This is a genomic window from Brevundimonas sp. (genome assembly GCF_041688735.1).
Taxonomy (GTDB): domain Bacteria; phylum Pseudomonadota; class Alphaproteobacteria; order Caulobacterales; family Caulobacteraceae; genus Brevundimonas.
Genome location: NZ_JBDNHO010000053.1, coordinates 1 through 17,602, shown reverse-complemented (window position 1 = coordinate 17,602; position 17,602 = coordinate 1). Strand labels below are relative to the sequence as shown.

Below are 17,602 nucleotides of genomic sequence, written 5' to 3'. Positions count from 1 at the left end.
TCCGATGGCGGGAGACTATTCGAGCGGTTGAGTGGTGATGGCCGGCGCTCTCGGCTCGACAGGCAGTGTCGGCGTTGGGGCCGGTATCGGGGTGGAGGCGCTTGCGCTCGGCGCGCCGGGACTGATGGCATAGGGTTGCGGCGTAGTGGGCGTCGGCGGTGTTTCGGCGCGGGTCGTAGAGGTCGCGGTCGCAGCCGGGACTGAGGCGACCCGACGAGCCGGGGCGGAAGCGGTGGCGCGGCGGACCGGAGCCTGTTCGCGGACCGCGACGGCAGGCGGCACGTCGGTGGTGTCGATTGTGAGAGCGGGCGTCGGGAGCGTGGCGGCGGGAGCCATGGGCGTTGCGGGCAAGACCGGCAGGGTTGCGGTGGACTCGACCAGTACGGGTTCCGCAGTTTTTTCGCCATTGCTCATGATCAAGGCCGCGGCAATGCCGCCCAGAGCCAGGGCACCAACGGGCGCGAGGATCATCCAGGTCTTGACGCCGCCCTTGCGGCGCGACGAGCGCTTGCGAGCATAGACCGGAATAAAGGGCTCGGCGTCGACGGGTTCGACGCGCTCTGCGTAGGGGGTCGGTTCATTGGAATAGGTCGAGGACATGATCTTTCTCCGTATCCGTGCCCCGGTAAACGGCGATGCAAGATCACGGTTCCGCGATTCTATTTCGACCTGAAAAAACACTGTTTTCATCACAATCGCGTCTCGATGGGATTGATATGAAATCGGGGACTTTACTTGAAATTATTGTCCGGTTTCTTTGAGTCGACGTTCCATTTCATCGCAATTATGGAAACCCATTGTGCCAACAACTGAAAAGAGGACTGGGCGGCGCGGTCGCCGACCTTCCCCGCTGCCACCGCCGCTTCGGCGCCACGCCCGACGGCAAACCGGCGTTGGTGCGCAATCATTCGGCTTGCGGAATCCCCTGCCGGTTGACCCGGCCTCAGGGCTTGTTCATCACCATGTGGGGGCGTGGATATGGAGCAGGACGCGACGATGAGTTTCGTGGGCAATATCCAGCGCGACATTCGCTTCGCCAAGGGGCTGGGCCGCCTGCTCAAGCGTATCAAGCCGATCGATCTGGATAGTCCCGATCTGGTTTGCGACGACTGGGAAGAGGCTGTCGACAAATATCCCGACCACGTCGCCATCGAGGACGACCGACGCAGCCTGACCTATCGCGAGCTGGACGCCATGGCCAACCGCTTCGGCCACTGGGCGCAGAGCCGTCGGTTGAAACGCGGCGACACCATTGCCCTGGTGATGCTGAACCGGGCCGAATACATCGCCGCCTGGCTGGGCTTCGCCAAGGTCGGCGTGGGCACGGCCTTGATCAACACCAATCTGACGGGACATGCCCTGGCCCATTGCCTGAGCATCTCCAACGCCTCGCAGGTCGTGACCGACGAGGACTGCTGGAAAAGGGTCGAGGAGGCGCGCCCCCTTGTCGGGCGCAACATGATGCTGTGGGTGATGGGCCTGCACGACGAAGACGAGGCCGACGAACGTCGTGGCCTGGACAAGCCGGTGCGCGGCGGTTCCTCGGTCCGGCCCGCCCGCTCGGTCCGCTCGGGCCTGACCAATCGCGACACTGCCCTGTACATCTACACCTCGGGCACCACCGGCATGCCCAAGGCCGCCAAGATCACCCACGCCCGGGCGCGCACCTACATGCGCGCCTTCGCCGGTGCCACGAAGGCCACAGAGAAGGACGTCACCTTCAACGTCCTGCCCCTCTATCACTCGACCGGCGGGCTGGTCGGCGTGGGACCGGCCCTGCTGAGCGGCGGGCGTCTTGTGCTGCGCAAACGTTTCTCCGCCTCCAGCTTCTGGAGCGACGTCAGGACCTCGGGCGCGACCCTGTTCGTCTACATCGGCGAACTGTGCCGCTACCTGACCAACTGTCCCGAGCACCCCGACGAGCGTTCGCACAAACTGCGGCTGGCCTTCGGAAACGGCCTGCGGCCAGACGTCTGGACCGACTTCCAGAAGCGGTTCGCCGTACCCGACATCCTGGAATTCTACGGCTCCACCGAAGGCAACGTCTCCGTCTTCAACTTCGACGGCAAGGCCGGCGCCATCGGCCGCGTGCCCGCATTCCTGAAGAAGCAGATTAATTTCCGCCTGGTCCGCTTCGACATCGACACCGAGGAACCGGCCCGTGGAAGCGACGGCCTTTGCCAGCTGGTCAAGCCCGGCGAGGTCGGCGAAGCCATCGGCATGATCGGCGACGACACGCGCCACGCCTTTTCGGGCTATGCCGACAAAGCGTCCTCGGACAAGAAAATCCTGCGCGACGTCTTCGTGCGTGGCGACAAGTGGTTCCGCACCGGCGACCTGATGAAGCAGGACAGCGAGGGCTACGTCTATTTCATCGACAGGATCGGCGACACTTTCCGCTGGAAGGGCGAGAACGTATCGACCGCAGAGGTTGAGCAGCGGCTGGCCGATGGACCGGGCGTCAAGGAAGTGGTCGCTTACGGCGTGCCGGTCCCGGGGCATGACGGCAAGGCCGGCATGGTCGCCCTGGTCATCGACGGTCGGTTCTCGGCCAAGGCCTTCGCCGCCTGGGTGGACCAGGAACTGCCGACTTTCGCTCGCCCGGCCTTCGTGCGGCTGATCAAGTCGGCCGACACGACCGGCACGTTCAAATACCGCAAGGTCGATCTGGTCGCCGAAGGCTTCGATCCGGACAAGGTCGGCGACGCCCTTTACGTCAAGGGCGGCAATAACGGCTACGCCAAACTGAGCGAGACAGCGCGCGCGGCGATCCTGACCGGCGAATACAGGTTGTGACGAAGCGCGGTTCGCAACCGCCCCTTAATCATTAACGGCGATGGTCGGTCTCTCTCCCGCTCAGGACCGTCCAGCTTTTCATGTTCCAGATCATCGGCATCGTCCTGCTGTTCGCCATGGTGTTCGGCAGCTACATCCTGGCCGGTGGCAAGATGGGGGTCATCCTGTACTCCCTGCCCTATGAGCTGATGGCCATCCTCGGCGCGGCCGTCGCTGCCTTCCTGATCGGCAATAGCGTCACGACGATCAAGGTGACCCTGAGCGGCTTCGGCAAGGTGTTTGCCGGGCCCAAATGGAAGAAGCAGGACTACATGAACCTGCTGTCACTGCTGTTCCAGCTGACCAAGACGATGAAGTCCAAGGGCGTCATCGCTCTGGAAAGTCATATCGAGAAGCCCGCCGAGAGCACCATCTTCCAGAAGTACCCCAAGGTGCTGAAGGATCACTTCGCCACCGACTTCATCTGCGACACCCTGCGGATGATGACCATGAACCTCGAAGATCCGCACCAGATCGAGGGCGCCATGGAAAAGCAGCTGGAGAAACATCACCACGAGAGTCTCGCCGGTGCTCACGCGCTTCAGCAGATGGCCGACGGCCTGCCCGCCCTGGGCATCGTCGCGGCCGTGCTGGGGGTCATCAAGACCATGGGTTCGATCACCGAGCCGCCGGAGGTCCTGGGCGGCATGATCGGCGGTGCCTTGGTCGGCACCTTCCTGGGCGTCTTCCTGGCCTATGGCCTGGTCGGGCCGATGTCGGTGCGGCTTAAGGAGATCATCGACGGCGACGGGGCCTTCTACAAGATCATCCAGTCGGTGCTGGTCGCCCACCTGCACGGCAACGCCGCCCAGATCTCGATCGAGATCGGACGCGGGGACATCCCCTCGACAGCCCAACCTTCCTTCATCGAGATGGAAGAAAGCCTCTCGGCGGCACCGAGCGTCGCCTGAGCCCGATCCGGTTTCAAACCACGGACCGTTCAAAACGTTTCGAACATCAACACGGACGCCGGAACGCCGCCACGGGTCAGCGCTTATAGCTTCGACCGGTCGCGGCATCGGCCGGCCGACCCGCCCGCGCCACCGGCCCGGAGAATTCAGATGAACACCAGGACAACGATTCTGGCCGCAGTCGGCGTTCTGGCCCTGACGGCCTGCTCCAATGCCGACGACACCGCCAAGACAGATGTCACGACCGGCGCGCGCATGGAGACGTCCGCGACCGCTCCCGCGTCAGACGGTGCCATGGCCCCCACGGACGCGACTCCGAATTCCACGCCCACGCCTGATGCGACGGGCACTACGGCGGAGCCGACAGAAGACGACACGGCGCCGGGACAAACCCCGCCGGTCGTGCCGACAGATCCGCAGGACACGAGCTCGCCGCCGCCGCAGTAACGTAGCGACGGCGCGCGTGTCATTCCGGATCAAGGGGTTCCATAACGTGACTTCACGAATGCGTGAGAATTTCGCTTGCGCTTCTGCTCACGTTCCCGTTATCTGGGGCTGCGAGGATTCATGACCTCGTATGACCCTTTCGAAGGATAGAAAACATGCGCATCACCGCCCTGATCGCCGCTTCGGCCGCCGCTCTCGCCCTGGCCGCTTGCCAGCCCGCCGAGAAGGCTGACGAAGCCGCAACCGCCGAAGCCACCGTCGAAGTCCCGGCTGCCGACGCTGCCGTGGCCCCGCCCGCCGACGCCGCGATGGCCCCGGCTGCTGAACCGGCCGCCACGGCGACCGCCGAAACCAAGGCTGAGTAGAACCTACTCACCCAAGGATCAGCGGACCCCCGGGTCCGTTCGGAAAGGGTCACCCTCGCGGGTGGCCCTTTTTCGTTACGCGAAACGGCCGCGCCTTGCGGCTATTTCACTTGCCCGTCATCCGAAACGCCCGTTATCTCATGGCATCGGGGTGTAGTTTCCCGCCACTGCTCAAGGATACCGCCATGCGCTTCGCCGCACTGATCGTCGCCTCGGCCACCGCCCTAGTCCTGACGGCCTGTCAGAAAGCTGAGGAAAAGGCCCCGGAAGCCTCTTCCGAAGCCGTCGAGGCCGCCGGCATCGCCGACGACGCCGCAGTCACGACGACCATGGAACAGGCCAATGACGACGCCCGCATCGCCGCCGAGGCGCAGGGACAGGCCGACGCCGCAGCCGCAACCAAAATGGCCGAATCACAGCCGGAAGCCGCCGCCGTGGCTCCTGCCGAAAAGAAGGCCTACTAGGCGATCCACCCGATTCCAGCGCTTGAAGGGGCCGTCCCGCAGGGCGGCCTCTTTTCGTTGTGCGCAGGAGGGCGCTACAGACTGACAGCATGACCGACGACCGCTCGCCGCGCCTGCTATGGACCGAAGACGGCGCGCCTCACTCGGGCCGGTTTGGCGACGTTTATTTTTCGCGCGAGGACGGTCTGGCGGAAAGCCGCGCGGTCTTCCTCACCGGCTGCGGACTGCCCGAAGCCTGGGCCGGGCGACGTCGCTTCACGGTCGCGGAACTGGGATTCGGCACGGGTCTGAACATCGCCGCCTTGCTGGACCTGTGGCGACGCGAGCGACCCGCCGGCGGGCGGCTGCATGTGTTCACGGTCGAGGGCTTCCCCCTGACGCGTCATGACGCCGCCCGCGCCCTGTCGACCTGGCCCGAGCTCGCCGAGGCGACAGAGGCCCTTCTGGCGGCCTGGCCCGAGCCCACGCCCGGTTTTCACCGGATGGACCTGCCCGGCTTCGACGCCACCGTCGATGTGGCCATAGGCGACGCGGCCTGGGCGTTGTCGGAATGGTCCGGCCTCGCCGACGGCTGGTTCCTGGACGGGTTCGCGCCGTCGACCAATCCCGGTATGTGGACCGACGCGGTGATGGATGGGATCGGCGCGCGATCGGCGCCGGACGCCCGGCTGGCGACCTTCACCGTCGCGGGCACCGTGCGGCGCGGACTGGCCGAGCGGGGCTTCGTCGTCGATAAGCGTCCCGGCCACGGGCGCAAGCGCGAACGACTGGAGGCGCGCCTGACCGGGGCCGCCTTACCGGATGCCCCGCCCTCCGTCGCCGTGATCGGAGCCGGCATTGCCGGCGCGTCGATGGCCAGAGCCCTGGCGGCTACGGGGTTGAAAGCGACCGTCGTCGAACAGCACAGGCCGGGCGCGGGCGGCTCCGGTTTCCCGGCCGCCCTCGTGACGCCAAGGCTGGACGCCGGCGACGAGGACATCGCCGCCCTGCATGCCCGAGCCCTGTCGCGCGCCACCGATCTGTATGCCGCGACGCCGGACGCCGTGATCGCGCGCGGCGTACTTCAGCTGGAACAGGCGCCACGCGACGCCGCGCGGTTCGTCAAGGTTGCGGCGCAGCGGGTCTGGGCGGCGGACAGCATGACGCCGCTCGACGCCACCGCATGTTCCACCCGGGTGGGCGAGCCGGTGGAGGTCGGCGGTCTGATGATGAGCGAGGCCATCGCGGTCAGGCCCGCCGCCGTGCTGGCGGACTGGCTGGCCCAAGGCGATGTGATCACGGGGACGGTCGACCGGATTGAGGCGACGGCCGCCGGCTGGCGACTGATCGATCCGCGAGGCCAGATCCTGCTTGAGACAGATGTGGTCGTCATCGCTGGCGGCTGGGGCGCGGCCCGGCTGCTGGAGGCCCTGTCGCTGTCGCCGGTTCGCGGACAGGCCGACTGGGTCGAAGGCATGGACGGCCAGGCTTTGGCCTGGGGCGGATACGCCGTCCCGACGGGCTCGGGCCTGCTGTTCGGCGCGACCCATGACCGGGGTCGGATGGACGTGGACGTCGATCCAGCCGACAGCGCCCGCAATCTGGAAACCCTCTCGGCCCGCCTGCCCCGCCTGGCCGCGCGTGTTTCAGCCGCAGGCCCGTCGCTGGCCCGCGCGGCCGTGCGCGCGACGACGCCGGATCGGCTGCCAGTCGCCGGTCCGGTCGCCGGGTCACCGGGTCTGTGGGTCCTGGGTGGACTGGGCTCGCGCGGCTTCTGCGTCGGCCCCTTGCTGGCCGAGCATGTCGCGGCGGAGATCGCGGGCACGCCGTCGCCCCTGCCGCGCGCGCTGGCGGCCCGTGTCGATCCGGGGCGAGCGGCCCTTGCGAAATGAAGTCCCAAGGCGGACGCTTGATCCCTGTCGCCGACCGGGAGTTCGATCATGCGCCTCGCCCTGCCCCTCGCCGTTTCCGCCGCCTTGCTGTCCGCCTGCGCGCCCACGCCCGTCCCGGGTCCCGAGATGGCCGGCGATGACGCAAGACCCGTGCGCCAGTGTTTCAATGTCGAACAGGTCCGCAACTTCCGTCAGGGCAACACCGGACAGGTGTTCGTGCGGGCCAATCGCGACGTCTATGAGCTGAATTCCTCGGGCGGCTGCACTGATCTGGACTTCGCTTATCGCCTGGCCATCGTGCCGGACGTCGGCGGCCTGGGTGGCGGACGGGTTTGCACCGGCGACTGGGCGCGCATCATCGTGCCCGGCTCTACGCAGTCCGTCAGCACGTGCCGCGCCCGGGTATCGCGCGTCCTGACCGCGGAACAGGTTGCGGCCCTGCCCTCGCGCTTCAGGCCTTGACCGGTTCGGGCTGGGCGTAACCCAGCCGCTGGTTCAGCTTCTCGATCAGATCGATGGCCGTGTCGGCGATGACCGAGCCGGGCGGATAGACGGCCGCCGCGCCCATGTCGATCAGGGTCTGAACGTCCGTCGGGGGGATGACGCCGCCGACCACGATCATGATGTCGGGCCGGCCCAGCTTTTCCAGCTCGGCCTTCAGTTCCGGCACCAGCGTCAGGTGACCCGCCGCCAGGGACGAGGCGCCAACGGCGTGGACGTTGCCGGCCACGGCGTCGCGCGCGGCCTCGGCCGGGGTCTGGAACAGGGCACCCGCCGTGGCGTCGAAGCCCAGGTCGCCATAGGCGGTGGCGACCACCTTCTGGCCCCGGTCGTGGCCGTCCTGGCCCAGTTTGGCGATGAGAACGCGCGGCGGCCCGCCGTCGTTCTCGATGAAGGCGGCGACCATGTCGCGGGCGCGGCTGATCTTTGGATCGGCACCCGCTTCTTTCGCATAGACGCCCAACACCGTCTTCACCGTCGCGATGTGGCGGCCGAAAGCGGCTTCCAGCGCATCCGATATTTCGCCCACGGTGGCGAAGGCGCGCGCCGCCTGCACCGACAGCTCCAGCAGGTTGGCGGTCCCGCGCGCGCCTTTGGTCAGGGCGGTCAGCGCGGCCTGGGTCCTCGCCTCGTCCCGCCCGGCGCGCAGCCGCTTCAGCTTGTCGAGCTGGGCCGTCAGGACGGCGGCGTTGTCGACCTTCAGCACCGGAATGTCGTCAACCTGATCGGACAGGTAGCGGTTCACCCCGACCACAGCCTGCTGGCCCGTGTCGATGCGAGCCTGGGTCCGGGCTGCGGCCTCCTCGATTCGCAGCTTGGGCACGCCCGCCTCAATAGCTGCAGCCATGCCGCCCAAGGCTTCGACCTCGGCCATGTGGGCGCGGGCCTTTTCGGCCAGTTCATGCGTCAGGCGCTCGACGTAGAAACTGCCGCCCCAAGGATCGATGACGCGGGTCAGGCCCGTCTCCATCTGCAGCAGCAGCTGTGTGTTGCGCGCGATCCTGGCCGAGAAGTCGGTCGGCAGGGCGAGGGCCTCGTCCAGGCTGTTGGTGTGCAGGCTCTGGGTCCCGCCGCCCGCAGCGGCCATGGCCTCGACCATGGTGCGGGGAACGTTGTTGAACACATCCTGCGCGGCGAGGCTCCAACCCGATGTCTGGCAGTGGGCGCGCAGCGATAGGGAACGGGGGTCTTTCGCGCCGAACTTCGACACCGCCTCGGCCCACAGCAGGCGACCCGCGCGCAGCTTGGCCACCTCCATGAAATAGTTCATGCCGATGGCCCAGAAGAAGCTCAGGCGCGGGGCGAACCGGTCGACGTCCATGCCCGCCGCGACGCCCGCCTTCAGATATTCGACCCCATCCGCCAGCGTATAGGCCAGCTCCAGATCGGCCGAGGCCCCGGCCTCCTGCATGTGGTAGCCGCTGATCGAGATCGAGTTGAATTTCGGCGTGTGCTCGGCGGTCCAGGAGAAGATGTCCGAGACGATCCGCATCGAGGGTTCGGGCGGATAGATGTAGGTGTTGCGGACCATGAACTCCTTGAGGATGTCATTCTGGATGGTCCCGGTCAGGTCCTTGTGCGCGACGCCCTGCTCCTCGGCGGCGACGACATAGAGGGCCAGAATCGGCAGGACCGCGCCGTTCATGGTCATCGACACCGACATCTGATCCAGCGGGATGCCGTCAAACAGGGTGCGCATGTCGTAGATGCTGTCGATGGCCACGCCAGCCATGCCGACGTCGCCCTTCACCCGCGGATGGTCGCTGTCATAACCCCGGTGGGTGGCCAGATCGAAGGCGATCGACAACCCCTTCTGACCGGCCGCCAGGTTTCTGCGGTAGAAGGCGTTGGACGCGTCAGCGGTCGAGAAACCGGCATACTGGCGGATCGTCCACGGGTTGGACGCATACATGGTCGGATAGGGGCCCCGCACATAGGGGGGTATGCCGGGCAGGCCATGGATGAAGTCGAGACCTTCCACCGCGTCGCAGCCATAGGCGGTTTCAACGGTGAGGCCCTCGGGGGTTTTCCAGACGTCGCGGGTCGGACCGGCACCGGTGGGGCCGAGGTCGAGCGGGGTTTGGGTGAAGTCGGGCGTGCTCATCGGCCGGCCTCCCAGCTCTGGGTCTCGAACGGCGCGGCGAACCGGACGGGGATCAGGGGTTCACAGGCGTCGCCGACGGCCGGACGCAAAGTCCTGTCATCGGGCTCGAACGTGGCGGGCCGGGGCTCGGGATCGACGAATTTCGTGACCCCGACCAGATGGGCGGTTCCGCCGGCGAGGGCGGCCTCGCGTTCGGCGCGGGCCGAAGCGACGCGCGCCTGAACCCCGTCGGTGCGGAGCGAGGCGATCAGGCCGCCTTCGCCCTCGATGCGCTGGAACTCGGCCCAGCCCGCCTCGGCCAGATCATGGGTTCGGGCGTCGAGGAACCACGATCCCGCCGCCGGATCGTCGACCCGGCCCAGATGGGCTTCCTCCATCAGCACGGCCTGGGTGTTGCGCGCCTGCCGCCGGGCGAAGGCGTCGGAACGGCCGTTGGCGCGCGACAGGCCGTCCAGCACCACGGCGTCGGCCCCGCCGACGGCCCCGGCAAAGCCCGCGGCTGTCAGCCGCAGCAGATTGGGCCACGGATCGCGCGCCGACAGCATGCGGCGCGACGAGCGGGCCTCAATCACGGCCGGGGTCTCGACGCCGAAGGCCATGCTGATCGAGCGCCAGATCAGGCGCAGCGAGCGGACCTTGGCCAAGCTGTCGAAATACTCCTGGTCGACAGAGACGCCCAGCACCGTGCCACGCAGCGCCGGCTCCAGGCCCATCCCGGCGGCGACGGCGGCCCGGACGAGCGCCACGGCGTTGGCGGCGGCGAAGCCCAGCTCCTGGCCGATCGAGCCACCGGCCTCATGCACGACCCGTCCGCTGGCGAGGAAGAACGAGGCTTCGGGATAGGCCCCCGCATGGCGCGCCGCCGTGTTGGCCGCCAGCGTCAGATGCTCGTCCATCGACCGGGGCGAACTCCCCGTTTGCGCGAAGGCCGAGACCGGGTCCATGTGCAGCATCAGTTTCGCGCGCGGCGAACCCTTGGCCGCGACCGCCAGGGCATTGGCCGCGTCCGGCCCCTCCAGCCCCGCGTCCAGCCCCACCGCCGCCAGTTCCAGCGCCACGCCGTCCAGCGCGCTCGACAGCGGCTCGGAATCGGACAGCACCGACCCGCTCAGGACCACGGAGGCCGCGCCGCCTTCCAGATCGGCCAGCACCGAAGCATTGACCGCGACCGGATCGTCGCCCTCGACCAGGGTCCGCAGATCCCAGGCCCGGCCGTCGGCGTCGGAGGGCCGGGGCGCAAACACCGGTTCGCCGCCGCTCGCCGCCGCATACAGAGGCCGCACCGCCAGACCGTCGGCGTCCAGATGCACCAGGCTTTCCAGCGGCCGTTCCTTCAGCGCCTTCTCGGCCAGCGCGCGCCAATCTGCGGGAGAGGGTGTGGGAAACAGGTCGGACATCCGCCTCTAATGCGTCGCTGGCGCGCGGCGGTCCAGACCCCGCTCGCGCCCGGCTCGCCATCACAGGCGTGGCGGTCCAGACCGGCGCTTCCGGAATGGCATGCTGAGCCGGAGCAGACGCGATTCCCGGGGGCGACTAGCGAGGGGCGAAGGATTTGGGTTCCGTCACGGGGGCGACGAACAACCGGTCGCAACGCTTGGCTTCATCGGTCAGCGCGATGACCTCGAAGTCGCCGCCCGAGGCGTCAATCACCTGCGCGGCCAAAACATCGAACGCCACCTCGTGCCCCGGGCGCCGGAACAGCAAGACGCCGTCCCTGGCGTCCACCACTCCGTAGGCCGGAGCACCTTCGAGGAGGGTTTCGAAATTCAGAGCCATGAACTGGCAATCCGCGAGCAGAGCAAAGGTTGCCGCCCGATCCCCGGATCTGTGGGCCGACGACGACCCGGTTAAGGGCGTTTGAATTTCAAGGAAGGAATGGTGGACGCGACAGGGATTGAACCTGTGACCCCCTCGATGTCAACGAGGTGCTCTCCCGCTGAGCTACGCATCCGCCAAGTCGGTTCCGGACGGGTCCGGAACGGGAAGGAGCGGTCTATAACCCTTAGGGCCCGCCGACCGCAAGGGCGAAACCAGGTGATCCGATCTCATGATCGTGACCCCCGGAAGCGGTTTTCAGGCCGCCGCCACCATCCGTTCGACCTCGCCGACGAGGTCGCGCAGGTGGACGGGTTTGGACAGGACCTTGGCCTCGGGCGTGGACTGGGCAGCGCTGAGGGCGACGGCGGCGAAACCGGTGATGAACATGATGCGGATGCCCGGCTGGCGGGCGGCGGCGACGCGCGCCACCTCGATGCCGTCGGCGCCGGGCATGACGATGTCGGTCAGCAGCAGGTCCCAAGGCCCCTGGTCGAGTGCGTCGATGGCGTCGTCGCCGTTCTCGCAATCCACCACGGAATGGCCGGCGCGTTCGAGCGCGCGCGTCAGGAAGCCCCGCAGGGAGCTGTCGTCCTCGGCCAGTAGAATGCGCGCCATGAAGTCTCGTCCACCCGTGTAGAGCGCTGACGCTACGCCGCGAACTGTAAAGCGGCCATGAAAATCACCGGCATGGCAATGATCCCGACTCCCGGCCGCCTGTGGACCGAATGCCGAAACAGGCTATGGCATCGGCATGGTCGCAGGCGGAGATCGGAGCGAGACGTCGGACGGGCGAGCCGCCTTCGACGTCGTTATGCCCGCCGCGCCAGGCCGTTTCGTTTTCGCCTCGCCCCATTCAGGCGACGTCTATCCCGAGGACATGCGGGCTGACCCGACGCTGGATCCCATAGCCTTGCGCAGCGCCGAGGACGTTCGGGTCGACCGGCTGATCGCGCCGGGCAGCGCGCATGGGGCGACGCTGCTGCTGGGACGGCTGGGGCGCGCCTATGTGGACCTGAACCGAGATCCCGACGAGCTGGACCCGACCCTGATCGAAGGTCTCGACGCAAAGGCCGGCACGGCGCGGACGGCGGCGGGGTATGGCGTCATTCCGCGTCTGACCGGGTCGGGACGGCCCCTCTATGACCGGCGGCTGAGCCGTGACGAGGCGGAGGCGCGGATCGCGGCGGCGCATCGGCCCTATCACGTGGCGCTGGCGGAGTTGATGCAGGCGGCGCGGTCGCGCCACGGCGAGGCGGTGCTGGTGGACTGGCATTCGATGCCGGCGCGGGCGACGCGGGGGATCGGCGGGGCGCGGGGGCCGGACGTGGTTCTGGGCGACCGGCACGGTTCGGCCTGCGAGGGGCGCCTGACCCGAAGGCTGTCGACCCTGTTCGAGGCGCTGGGCTGGCGGGTGGCGCTGAACCAGCCCTATTCCGGCGGCTGGACGACCCAGGCCTGGGGACGGCCTGCGGAGGGGTTTCAGGCGGTGCAGGTGGAGTTGAACCGCGCCCTCTATCTGGACGAGACCACCCTGCGACCCAATGCGGGCTGGGACCGCTGCCGCAAGGGGATGGCCCGGGTCATCGCCGGCCTTCTGACCGACGGGACATAAAAAAAGCCGCGCCCGAAGGCGCGGCATAAAGGCTTTGGGAGGAAACGCCCAGAAGGGCATGACGCCGCGAGGCGACGAAAGCCAAGTTAGTGTGCGGTGCACAAATCGTCAAGTGGGTAGTTTGCGCCCGCGATCACGCGTTGTAACGACGTTGAACTGCCCTAAACAAACATGGTAACCGATTTCACGGGAAATTTTTACCAGAACCAAACCGCATTTGCGAACAAACGGGCCAAACCTCGACGATTCAGGGTTCCAGCAGGCGTCGTGCGCTGCGAATGGCGCGCGCTGCGGGCGATCCGGACTGACGCCAGATCAACAGGCAGAAGGCGGCGACCACGCCCGCCGCCAGCCACAGCGGGCCGAACAGCCAGGCAGCTGCCGCCAGGGCGAAATAATAGCCGCGCACGCCCTGGCTGAAGGCGCTGAGCGCCGGATTGAGGAGATTGGCGGCGGCGTCGCCCAGCGCCACGCTGTCCGCCTCCGTATGGACCTCCGGAGCCGCGCCGATCAGGGCCAGCGCATAGTTCAGCTGACGGATCGACCAGATAAAATCCAGCAGGCCGCGCGCCAGACAAACCAGCACCAGGGCCAGCTTGGTCTCCAGCACCCTGGCGGGCACGCCCTCGGCACCGACGGAGGCAAAGCCTTGCAGCGCCTGATCGCCGCCGAACAGGACGCTGGCCACCGCTGCGATCAGCAGCAGATTGGTCGAGGCGAAGAAGCCGCCAGAGTTGAGGGTATGCCCCAGCAACTGGCTGTCGACCAACCGGACCTCGCGGTGGGTCATGGCCGTCATCCACACCCTTCGAACAACAAGCATATCGTCGTTCAGCGAGCCGCTGCGCCGCGCGACCAGTGACAGCAGCGGGCCATAGCCCAGCCAGCAGACGGCGAAGAGCAGAAGGGCCAGCCAATCCCAGATGGTCATTTCGTCCTCCGGCGCAGGGGCAGGTGAAGAGTGCTAGTGAGCGGGCGGTGAGCGGGCCCGATGTCGATTCTGCCTCACCGCCCGCTCACTAGCACTCTTCACTGCGAGCCGCCGCGCCTTGCTTCGGCCCTCCGGCGGGATTATTGAGCGCGCCTTCCGTTCGCAGTTGCACAATAGACGAGCCCGTCATGAACATCGACGCCATTCCCGTCGGCCCGAACCCGCCCTGGGACCTGAACGTCATCATCGAGATTCCTCAAGGGGGACTGCCGGTGAAGTACGAAATGGACAAGGCCTCGGGCGCCCTGTTCGTCGACCGCTTTCTGCATACGGCCATGTACTATCCGGGCAACTACGGTTTTGTGCCGCACACCCTGTCGGATGACGGGGACCCCTGTGACGTCATCGTGCTGAACCCGACGCCGGTGGTGCCGGGCTGCGTCATCCGCTCGCGCCCGATCGGCGTGCTGATCATGGAAGACGAAAAGGGCATGGACGAGAAGATCCTCGCCGTCCCCGTCGACGCCCTGCATCCCTATTACACCGACATCGCCAGCTATCGTCAGTTGCCGACCATCATGGTCGAACAGATCCAGCATTTCTTCACCCGCTACAAGGATCTGGAGAAGAACAAGGAGACCCTGGTCAAGCGCTGGGGTGACGCCGGCGAAGCCGCAGAGATGATCGCCGCAGGCATGAAGGCGCACCAGGACAAGCTGAAGACCGCAGTCAAGGCCGCCAACGCAGCCTAGGACGGTCCCCGTCTCCGTTTGCGGGAGAAGGGGACGGTCTCAGAACCCCTGGCTTCGCGCCATCCGCTCGGCGTGGAAGCCGGCGTCGCCCAGCAGTTCGTTCAACACCCGCACCCGCTTCATGAACAGGCCGACGTCGTATTCGTCGGTCATGCCGACGCCGCCGTGCATCTGCACCGCTTCCTGCACCGCCAGTTCGGCGACGCGGCCGGCCTTGGCCTTGGCGACGGAGACGCTCAGTCCCGCGTCCTCGCGCCCGGCGTCGAGGGCCTGCAGTGCGCCCATGACGGCGGCGCGGGCGATCTCGATCTCGGTGAACAGGTGGGCGGCGCGGTGCTGCAGGGCCTGGAACTCGCCGATCAGCCGGCCGAACTGTTTGCGGGTCCGCAGATAGGCCAGCGTCTGCTGGAAGGCTTCGTCGCCCGCCCCCGTCAGGGACGCCGCCGCGCAGGCCCGGCCGAGGTTCAGCGCCCCCTCCAGCAGCCCCTCCCCGCCCTCGACCGTGCCGATCACGGCGTCGGCGTCGACCTCGACATCCGTCAGCGTCACCCGCGCCGCATTGTGGGCGTCGACCATCACGGTGCGCTCGATCTCCACGCCTGCGGTCTTGGGATTGACGAGGAACAGGGTCAGGCCGTTTTCTGTGCGCGCCGCCACGATCAGGGCGTCGGCGACGTGGCCGTCCAGCACAAAGCCCTTGGCCCCGTTCAGGCGAAAGCCGTTGCCGAACCGCTCGGCCGTCGTCGCGATCCGCGAGGGCGCGTGCTTGGCCCCTTCGTCCACCGCCAGCGAGACCATGGCCTCGCCCGCCGCGATCCGGGGCAGCCAGGCCGCCTGCTGCTCGGCCGAGCCCCCGTCGATCAGGACCCTGGCCGACAGCACGCCCGAGGCCATGAAGGGCGACGGCGTCAGGGTGCGGCCCAGCGCCTCGGCCAGCACGCCCGCCTCGACCGCGCCGAGGCCGGAGCCGCCGTGCGCCTCGGGGATGATGACCCCCGCAAAACCCATCTCGCCAAAGGCCCGCCACAGGTCGCGCGACACCCCGTCGGGGTCGCGGTCGTCGCGCAGCTTCCGCAGATGCGCGATCGGCGCGTGCTCGCTGAGGAAGCCGTCGGCGGCCTCTTTCAGCATGGTCTGCTCTTCGGTCAGGATCAGCGGCATCGGCTCACGCCCCCGGCAGCTGAAGCAGGTGTTTGGAGATGATGTTCAGCTGGACCTCCGAGGTGCCGCCCTCGATCGAGTTGGCCTTAGCGCGCAGCCAGTCGCGGGCGGTGGTGCCCTTGCGCGAGCGGTCGCTTTCCCATTCCAGCGCGTCGGCCCCGCCCGCCGCCATCAGCAGTTCCTGACGGCGCTTGTTCAGCTCAGAGCCATAGTATTTCAGCATCGAGGCGATGGCCGGATGGGCCTGACCGGCCTTGACCTGATCGCCGGTCCGCTCGATCGACAGGCGGAAGGCGGCGGCGTCGACTTCAAGGTCCGCGATCCGTGCACGGAGCATCGGCTCGTCCAGACGGCCGTCGTCGCCGACGCCGATCGAATCCGTGGCCACCTGGCCCAGCGGCCGCCCGCCGCCGACTTCGCCCATGGCTCCGATCATGGTCCGCTCGTGGGCCAGCAGCGCCTTGGCCACGTCCCAGCCCCGGTTCAGCGTGCCGACCAGGTTTTCCGCCTCGACCCGCACATCATCGAAGAAGGTCTCGCAGAAGGGCGACTTGCCGCTGATCAGGGTGATCGGCCGCGTGGTCACGCCCGGCGTCGCCATGTCGATCAGCACGAAGGAAATCCCCAGATGCTTGGGCGCCTCCGGGTCAGTGCGGACCAGACAGAAGATCCAGTCGGCCTTGTCGGCATAGCTGGTCCAGACCTTCTGGCCGTTGACGATCCAGTGGTCACCCGCGGCATCGGTCCCGGCCTCGGCGCGGGTCTGCAGACTGGCCAGGTCGGAGCCGGCACCGGGCTCGGAATAGCCCTGGCACCAGCGGATTTCGCCGCGCGCGATCTCGGGCAGGAAGCGCCGCTTCTGCGCCTCCGTGCCGAACTGCAGCAGCGCCGGGCCCAACATCCAGACGCCAAAGCTGTTCAGCGCCGACTGGGCGTCGATCCGCTTCAGCTCGCCGCGCAGCACCTTGGCCTGTTCGCGGCTCAGCCCGCCACCGCCATATTCCACCGGCCATTCCGGCGCGGTCCAGCCCCGCGCCCCCATCCGCTCGAGCCAGAGCTTGTGGCCCGGCGTCCTGAACACGGCGTTGCGGCCGCCCCAGATGGCCTCGTCCTCGCTCTCGACCGGCTTGCGCACCTCGGGCGGACAGTTGGCCTCGAGCCAGGCGCGGGTTTCGGCGCGGAAATTGTCGAGCTCGGTCATGGCGCGTCCCTGCGGCTAAGCGGCTTTTCTAGCAGGCTTTTGCGCTGACGCAGCGTCAGCGATGGGGGTGGGGCCGGCGGTCTACGGACGCGGCGGGCGGCCGGGCTTTCTGGCCGTTCGGAGGCGTCGCGAAACCGCGCGCCCTGAGGCTGACCAACACCCCCTCCAGATTGCCCAGCACGTCGCGCGCCGCGATCCGGAAGACTGTGATCCCGCGCAGGTTCAGCCAGGTCGTCCGCCGCGCGTCGTGTCGCATCTGGTCCGGATGCTCGTGACCCTGTCCATCGACCTCGACCGCCAGCCGGGTCTCGTCGCAATAGAAGTCGAGGATGTATGGGCCGACGGGGTGTTGTCGGCGAAAGCGGGCACCGCCGAGCTTCCGGCCCCGGATCGCCTGCCACAGGATGACCTCCGGCAGCGTCAGGGTTCGCCGGAGTTTCCTTGCACGCGCTATGGTTTTTTTCGGCGGGTACATGAAACAAGTTTAACGCGAACAACCCGCCGTGCCAATCCTCCCCCATCGGGGGAGGAATGCGTATGCTCCCCCCCATGACCCGCACCCTGCACATCGATTTCGTCTCGGACGTCGTCTGCCCCTGGTGCGTGGTGGGGCTGGGCGGGCTGGAGGG

General features: G+C 67.5%; 18 protein-coding genes and 1 tRNA gene. 9 read left to right on the top strand and 10 right to left on the bottom strand.

Annotation, left to right across the window (positions count from 1 at the left end):
* Window positions 1-15: 15 nt before the first annotated feature.
* Window positions 16-600, bottom strand: a complete 585-nt coding sequence (locus ACESMO_RS05725; protein ID WP_372707208.1) for a hypothetical protein — start codon at window positions 598-600, stop codon at window positions 16-18.
* A gap of 396 nt (window positions 601-996) precedes the next feature.
* Here ACESMO_RS05725 and ACESMO_RS05720 point away from each other — a divergent pair, with 396 nt between their 5' ends.
* The 7 genes from ACESMO_RS05720 to ACESMO_RS05690 all read left to right on the top strand — a co-directional run bounded on the left by ACESMO_RS05720 (window position 997) and on the right by ACESMO_RS05690 (window position 7,355).
* Window positions 997-2,796, top strand: coding sequence for a long-chain-acyl-CoA synthetase (locus ACESMO_RS05720; protein ID WP_372707207.1), 1,800 nt, complete (start codon window positions 997-999; stop codon window positions 2,794-2,796).
* 80 nt (window positions 2,797-2,876) lie between these two features.
* On the top strand, window positions 2,877-3,746 hold the full coding sequence (gene motA, locus ACESMO_RS05715; RefSeq protein ID WP_372707206.1) for a flagellar motor stator protein MotA: 870 nt from the start codon (window positions 2,877-2,879) through the stop codon (window positions 3,744-3,746).
* A 150-nt stretch (window positions 3,747-3,896) separates the two neighbouring features.
* Window positions 3,897-4,193: a hypothetical protein gene (locus tag ACESMO_RS05710; RefSeq protein ID WP_372707205.1), complete on the top strand. Its 297-nt coding sequence runs from the start codon at window positions 3,897-3,899 to the stop codon at window positions 4,191-4,193.
* Between the two features lie 155 nt (window positions 4,194-4,348).
* The gene (locus tag ACESMO_RS05705) at window positions 4,349-4,558 is read left to right on the top strand and encodes a hypothetical protein (protein ID WP_372707204.1); all 210 of its coding nucleotides are present in this window, start codon (window positions 4,349-4,351) and stop codon (window positions 4,556-4,558) included.
* A 185-nt stretch (window positions 4,559-4,743) separates the two neighbouring features.
* Window positions 4,744-5,022, top strand: coding sequence for a hypothetical protein (locus tag ACESMO_RS05700; protein WP_372707203.1), 279 nt, complete (start codon window positions 4,744-4,746; stop codon window positions 5,020-5,022).
* 89 nt (window positions 5,023-5,111) lie between these two features.
* The gene (gene mnmC / locus ACESMO_RS05695; RefSeq protein ID WP_372707202.1) at window positions 5,112-6,893 is read left to right on the top strand and encodes an FAD-dependent 5-carboxymethylaminomethyl-2-thiouridine(34) oxidoreductase MnmC; all 1,782 of its coding nucleotides are present in this window, start codon (window positions 5,112-5,114) and stop codon (window positions 6,891-6,893) included.
* Between the two features lie 48 nt (window positions 6,894-6,941).
* Window positions 6,942-7,355, top strand: a complete 414-nt coding sequence (locus ACESMO_RS05690; protein ID WP_372707201.1) for a DUF6491 family protein — start codon at window positions 6,942-6,944, stop codon at window positions 7,353-7,355.
* On the opposite strand, the gene scpA is transcribed toward ACESMO_RS05690, so the two are convergent.
* The 5 genes from scpA to cpdR form a co-directional block, all read right to left on the bottom strand.
* Entirely contained in the window at window positions 7,345-9,498 is a 2,154-nt protein-coding gene (gene scpA, locus ACESMO_RS05685) for a methylmalonyl-CoA mutase (RefSeq protein WP_372707200.1), read from the bottom strand. The genes ACESMO_RS05690 and scpA overlap by 11 nt on opposite strands.
* Complete coding sequence (locus ACESMO_RS05680; RefSeq protein WP_372707199.1) at window positions 9,495-10,895, bottom strand: methylmalonyl-CoA mutase family protein; 1,401 nt, start codon at window positions 10,893-10,895, stop codon at window positions 9,495-9,497. The genes scpA and ACESMO_RS05680 overlap by 4 nt, the downstream gene beginning before the upstream one ends.
* A 136-nt stretch (window positions 10,896-11,031) precedes the next feature.
* The gene (locus ACESMO_RS05675) at window positions 11,032-11,274 is read right to left on the bottom strand and encodes a hypothetical protein (RefSeq protein WP_372707198.1); all 243 of its coding nucleotides are present in this window, start codon (window positions 11,272-11,274) and stop codon (window positions 11,032-11,034) included.
* A 100-nt stretch (window positions 11,275-11,374) separates the two neighbouring features.
* A tRNA-Val gene (locus tag ACESMO_RS05670) sits at window positions 11,375-11,449 on the bottom strand.
* Window positions 11,450-11,571: 122 nt separating this feature from the next.
* A complete protein-coding gene (cpdR, locus tag ACESMO_RS05665) occupies window positions 11,572-11,931 on the bottom strand; it encodes a cell cycle two-component system response regulator CpdR (RefSeq protein ID WP_372707197.1) in 360 nt (119 codons plus the stop codon).
* 196 nt (window positions 11,932-12,127) lie between these two features.
* Here cpdR and ACESMO_RS05660 point away from each other — a divergent pair, with 196 nt between their 5' ends.
* Complete coding sequence (locus tag ACESMO_RS05660; RefSeq protein ID WP_372707196.1) at window positions 12,128-12,928, top strand: N-formylglutamate amidohydrolase; 801 nt, start codon at window positions 12,128-12,130, stop codon at window positions 12,926-12,928.
* Between the two features lie 247 nt (window positions 12,929-13,175).
* On the opposite strand, the gene ACESMO_RS05655 is transcribed toward ACESMO_RS05660, so the two are convergent.
* Window positions 13,176-13,859, bottom strand: coding sequence for a DUF599 domain-containing protein (locus ACESMO_RS05655; RefSeq protein WP_372707195.1), 684 nt, complete (start codon window positions 13,857-13,859; stop codon window positions 13,176-13,178).
* 188 nt (window positions 13,860-14,047) lie between these two features.
* Between ACESMO_RS05655 and ppa the strand changes: the two genes are divergently transcribed.
* Entirely contained in the window at window positions 14,048-14,611 is a 564-nt protein-coding gene (ppa, locus tag ACESMO_RS05650; RefSeq protein WP_372707194.1) for an inorganic diphosphatase, read from the top strand.
* A gap of 39 nt (window positions 14,612-14,650) precedes the next feature.
* On the opposite strand, the gene ACESMO_RS05645 is transcribed toward ppa, so the two are convergent.
* Genes ACESMO_RS05645 through ACESMO_RS05635 form a run of 3 tightly spaced genes read right to left on the bottom strand, consistent with a single transcriptional unit; the run spans window position 14,651 to window position 17,448 of the window.
* Window positions 14,651-15,772, bottom strand: a complete 1,122-nt coding sequence (locus tag ACESMO_RS05645; RefSeq protein WP_372707193.1) for an acyl-CoA dehydrogenase family protein — start codon at window positions 15,770-15,772, stop codon at window positions 14,651-14,653.
* 4 nt (window positions 15,773-15,776) lie between these two features.
* Entirely contained in the window at window positions 15,777-16,973 is a 1,197-nt protein-coding gene (locus ACESMO_RS05640; RefSeq protein ID WP_372707192.1) for an acyl-CoA dehydrogenase family protein, read from the bottom strand.
* A gap of 55 nt (window positions 16,974-17,028) precedes the next feature.
* A complete protein-coding gene (locus ACESMO_RS05635; RefSeq protein ID WP_372707191.1) occupies window positions 17,029-17,448 on the bottom strand; it encodes an endonuclease domain-containing protein in 420 nt (139 codons plus the stop codon).
* Window positions 17,449-17,602 lie beyond the last annotated feature (154 nt).

Bases quoted from the DNA above. Each gene is read 5' to 3' on its own strand.
- ACESMO_RS05725 (WP_372707208.1), bottom strand. From the start codon at position 600: ATGTCCTCGACCTATTCCAATGAACCGACCCCCTACGCAGAGCGCGTC.
- ACESMO_RS05720 (WP_372707207.1), top strand. From the start codon at position 997: ATGAGTTTCGTGGGCAATATCCAGCGCGACATTCGCTTCGCCAAGGGG.
- motA (WP_372707206.1), top strand. From the start codon at position 2,877: ATGTTCCAGATCATCGGCATCGTCCTGCTGTTCGCCATGGTGTTCGGC.
- ACESMO_RS05710 (WP_372707205.1), top strand. From the start codon at position 3,897: ATGAACACCAGGACAACGATTCTGGCCGCAGTCGGCGTTCTGGCCCTG.
- ACESMO_RS05705 (WP_372707204.1), top strand. From the start codon at position 4,349: ATGCGCATCACCGCCCTGATCGCCGCTTCGGCCGCCGCTCTCGCCCTG.
- ACESMO_RS05700 (WP_372707203.1), top strand. From the start codon at position 4,744: ATGCGCTTCGCCGCACTGATCGTCGCCTCGGCCACCGCCCTAGTCCTG.
- mnmC (WP_372707202.1), top strand. From the start codon at position 5,112: ATGACCGACGACCGCTCGCCGCGCCTGCTATGGACCGAAGACGGCGCG.
- ACESMO_RS05690 (WP_372707201.1), top strand. From the start codon at position 6,942: ATGCGCCTCGCCCTGCCCCTCGCCGTTTCCGCCGCCTTGCTGTCCGCC.
- scpA (WP_372707200.1), bottom strand. From the start codon at position 9,498: ATGAGCACGCCCGACTTCACCCAAACCCCGCTCGACCTCGGCCCCACC.
- ACESMO_RS05680 (WP_372707199.1), bottom strand. From the start codon at position 10,895: ATGTCCGACCTGTTTCCCACACCCTCTCCCGCAGATTGGCGCGCGCTG.
- ACESMO_RS05675 (WP_372707198.1), bottom strand. From the start codon at position 11,274: ATGGCTCTGAATTTCGAAACCCTCCTCGAAGGTGCTCCGGCCTACGGA.
- cpdR (WP_372707197.1), bottom strand. From the start codon at position 11,931: ATGGCGCGCATTCTACTGGCCGAGGACGACAGCTCCCTGCGGGGCTTC.
- ACESMO_RS05660 (WP_372707196.1), top strand. From the start codon at position 12,128: ATGCCCGCCGCGCCAGGCCGTTTCGTTTTCGCCTCGCCCCATTCAGGC.
- ACESMO_RS05655 (WP_372707195.1), bottom strand. From the start codon at position 13,859: ATGACCATCTGGGATTGGCTGGCCCTTCTGCTCTTCGCCGTCTGCTGG.
- ppa (WP_372707194.1), top strand. From the start codon at position 14,048: ATGAACATCGACGCCATTCCCGTCGGCCCGAACCCGCCCTGGGACCTG.
- ACESMO_RS05645 (WP_372707193.1), bottom strand. From the start codon at position 15,772: ATGCCGCTGATCCTGACCGAAGAGCAGACCATGCTGAAAGAGGCCGCC.
- ACESMO_RS05640 (WP_372707192.1), bottom strand. From the start codon at position 16,973: ATGACCGAGCTCGACAATTTCCGCGCCGAAACCCGCGCCTGGCTCGAG.
- ACESMO_RS05635 (WP_372707191.1), bottom strand. From the start codon at position 17,448: ATGTACCCGCCGAAAAAAACCATAGCGCGTGCAAGGAAACTCCGGCGA.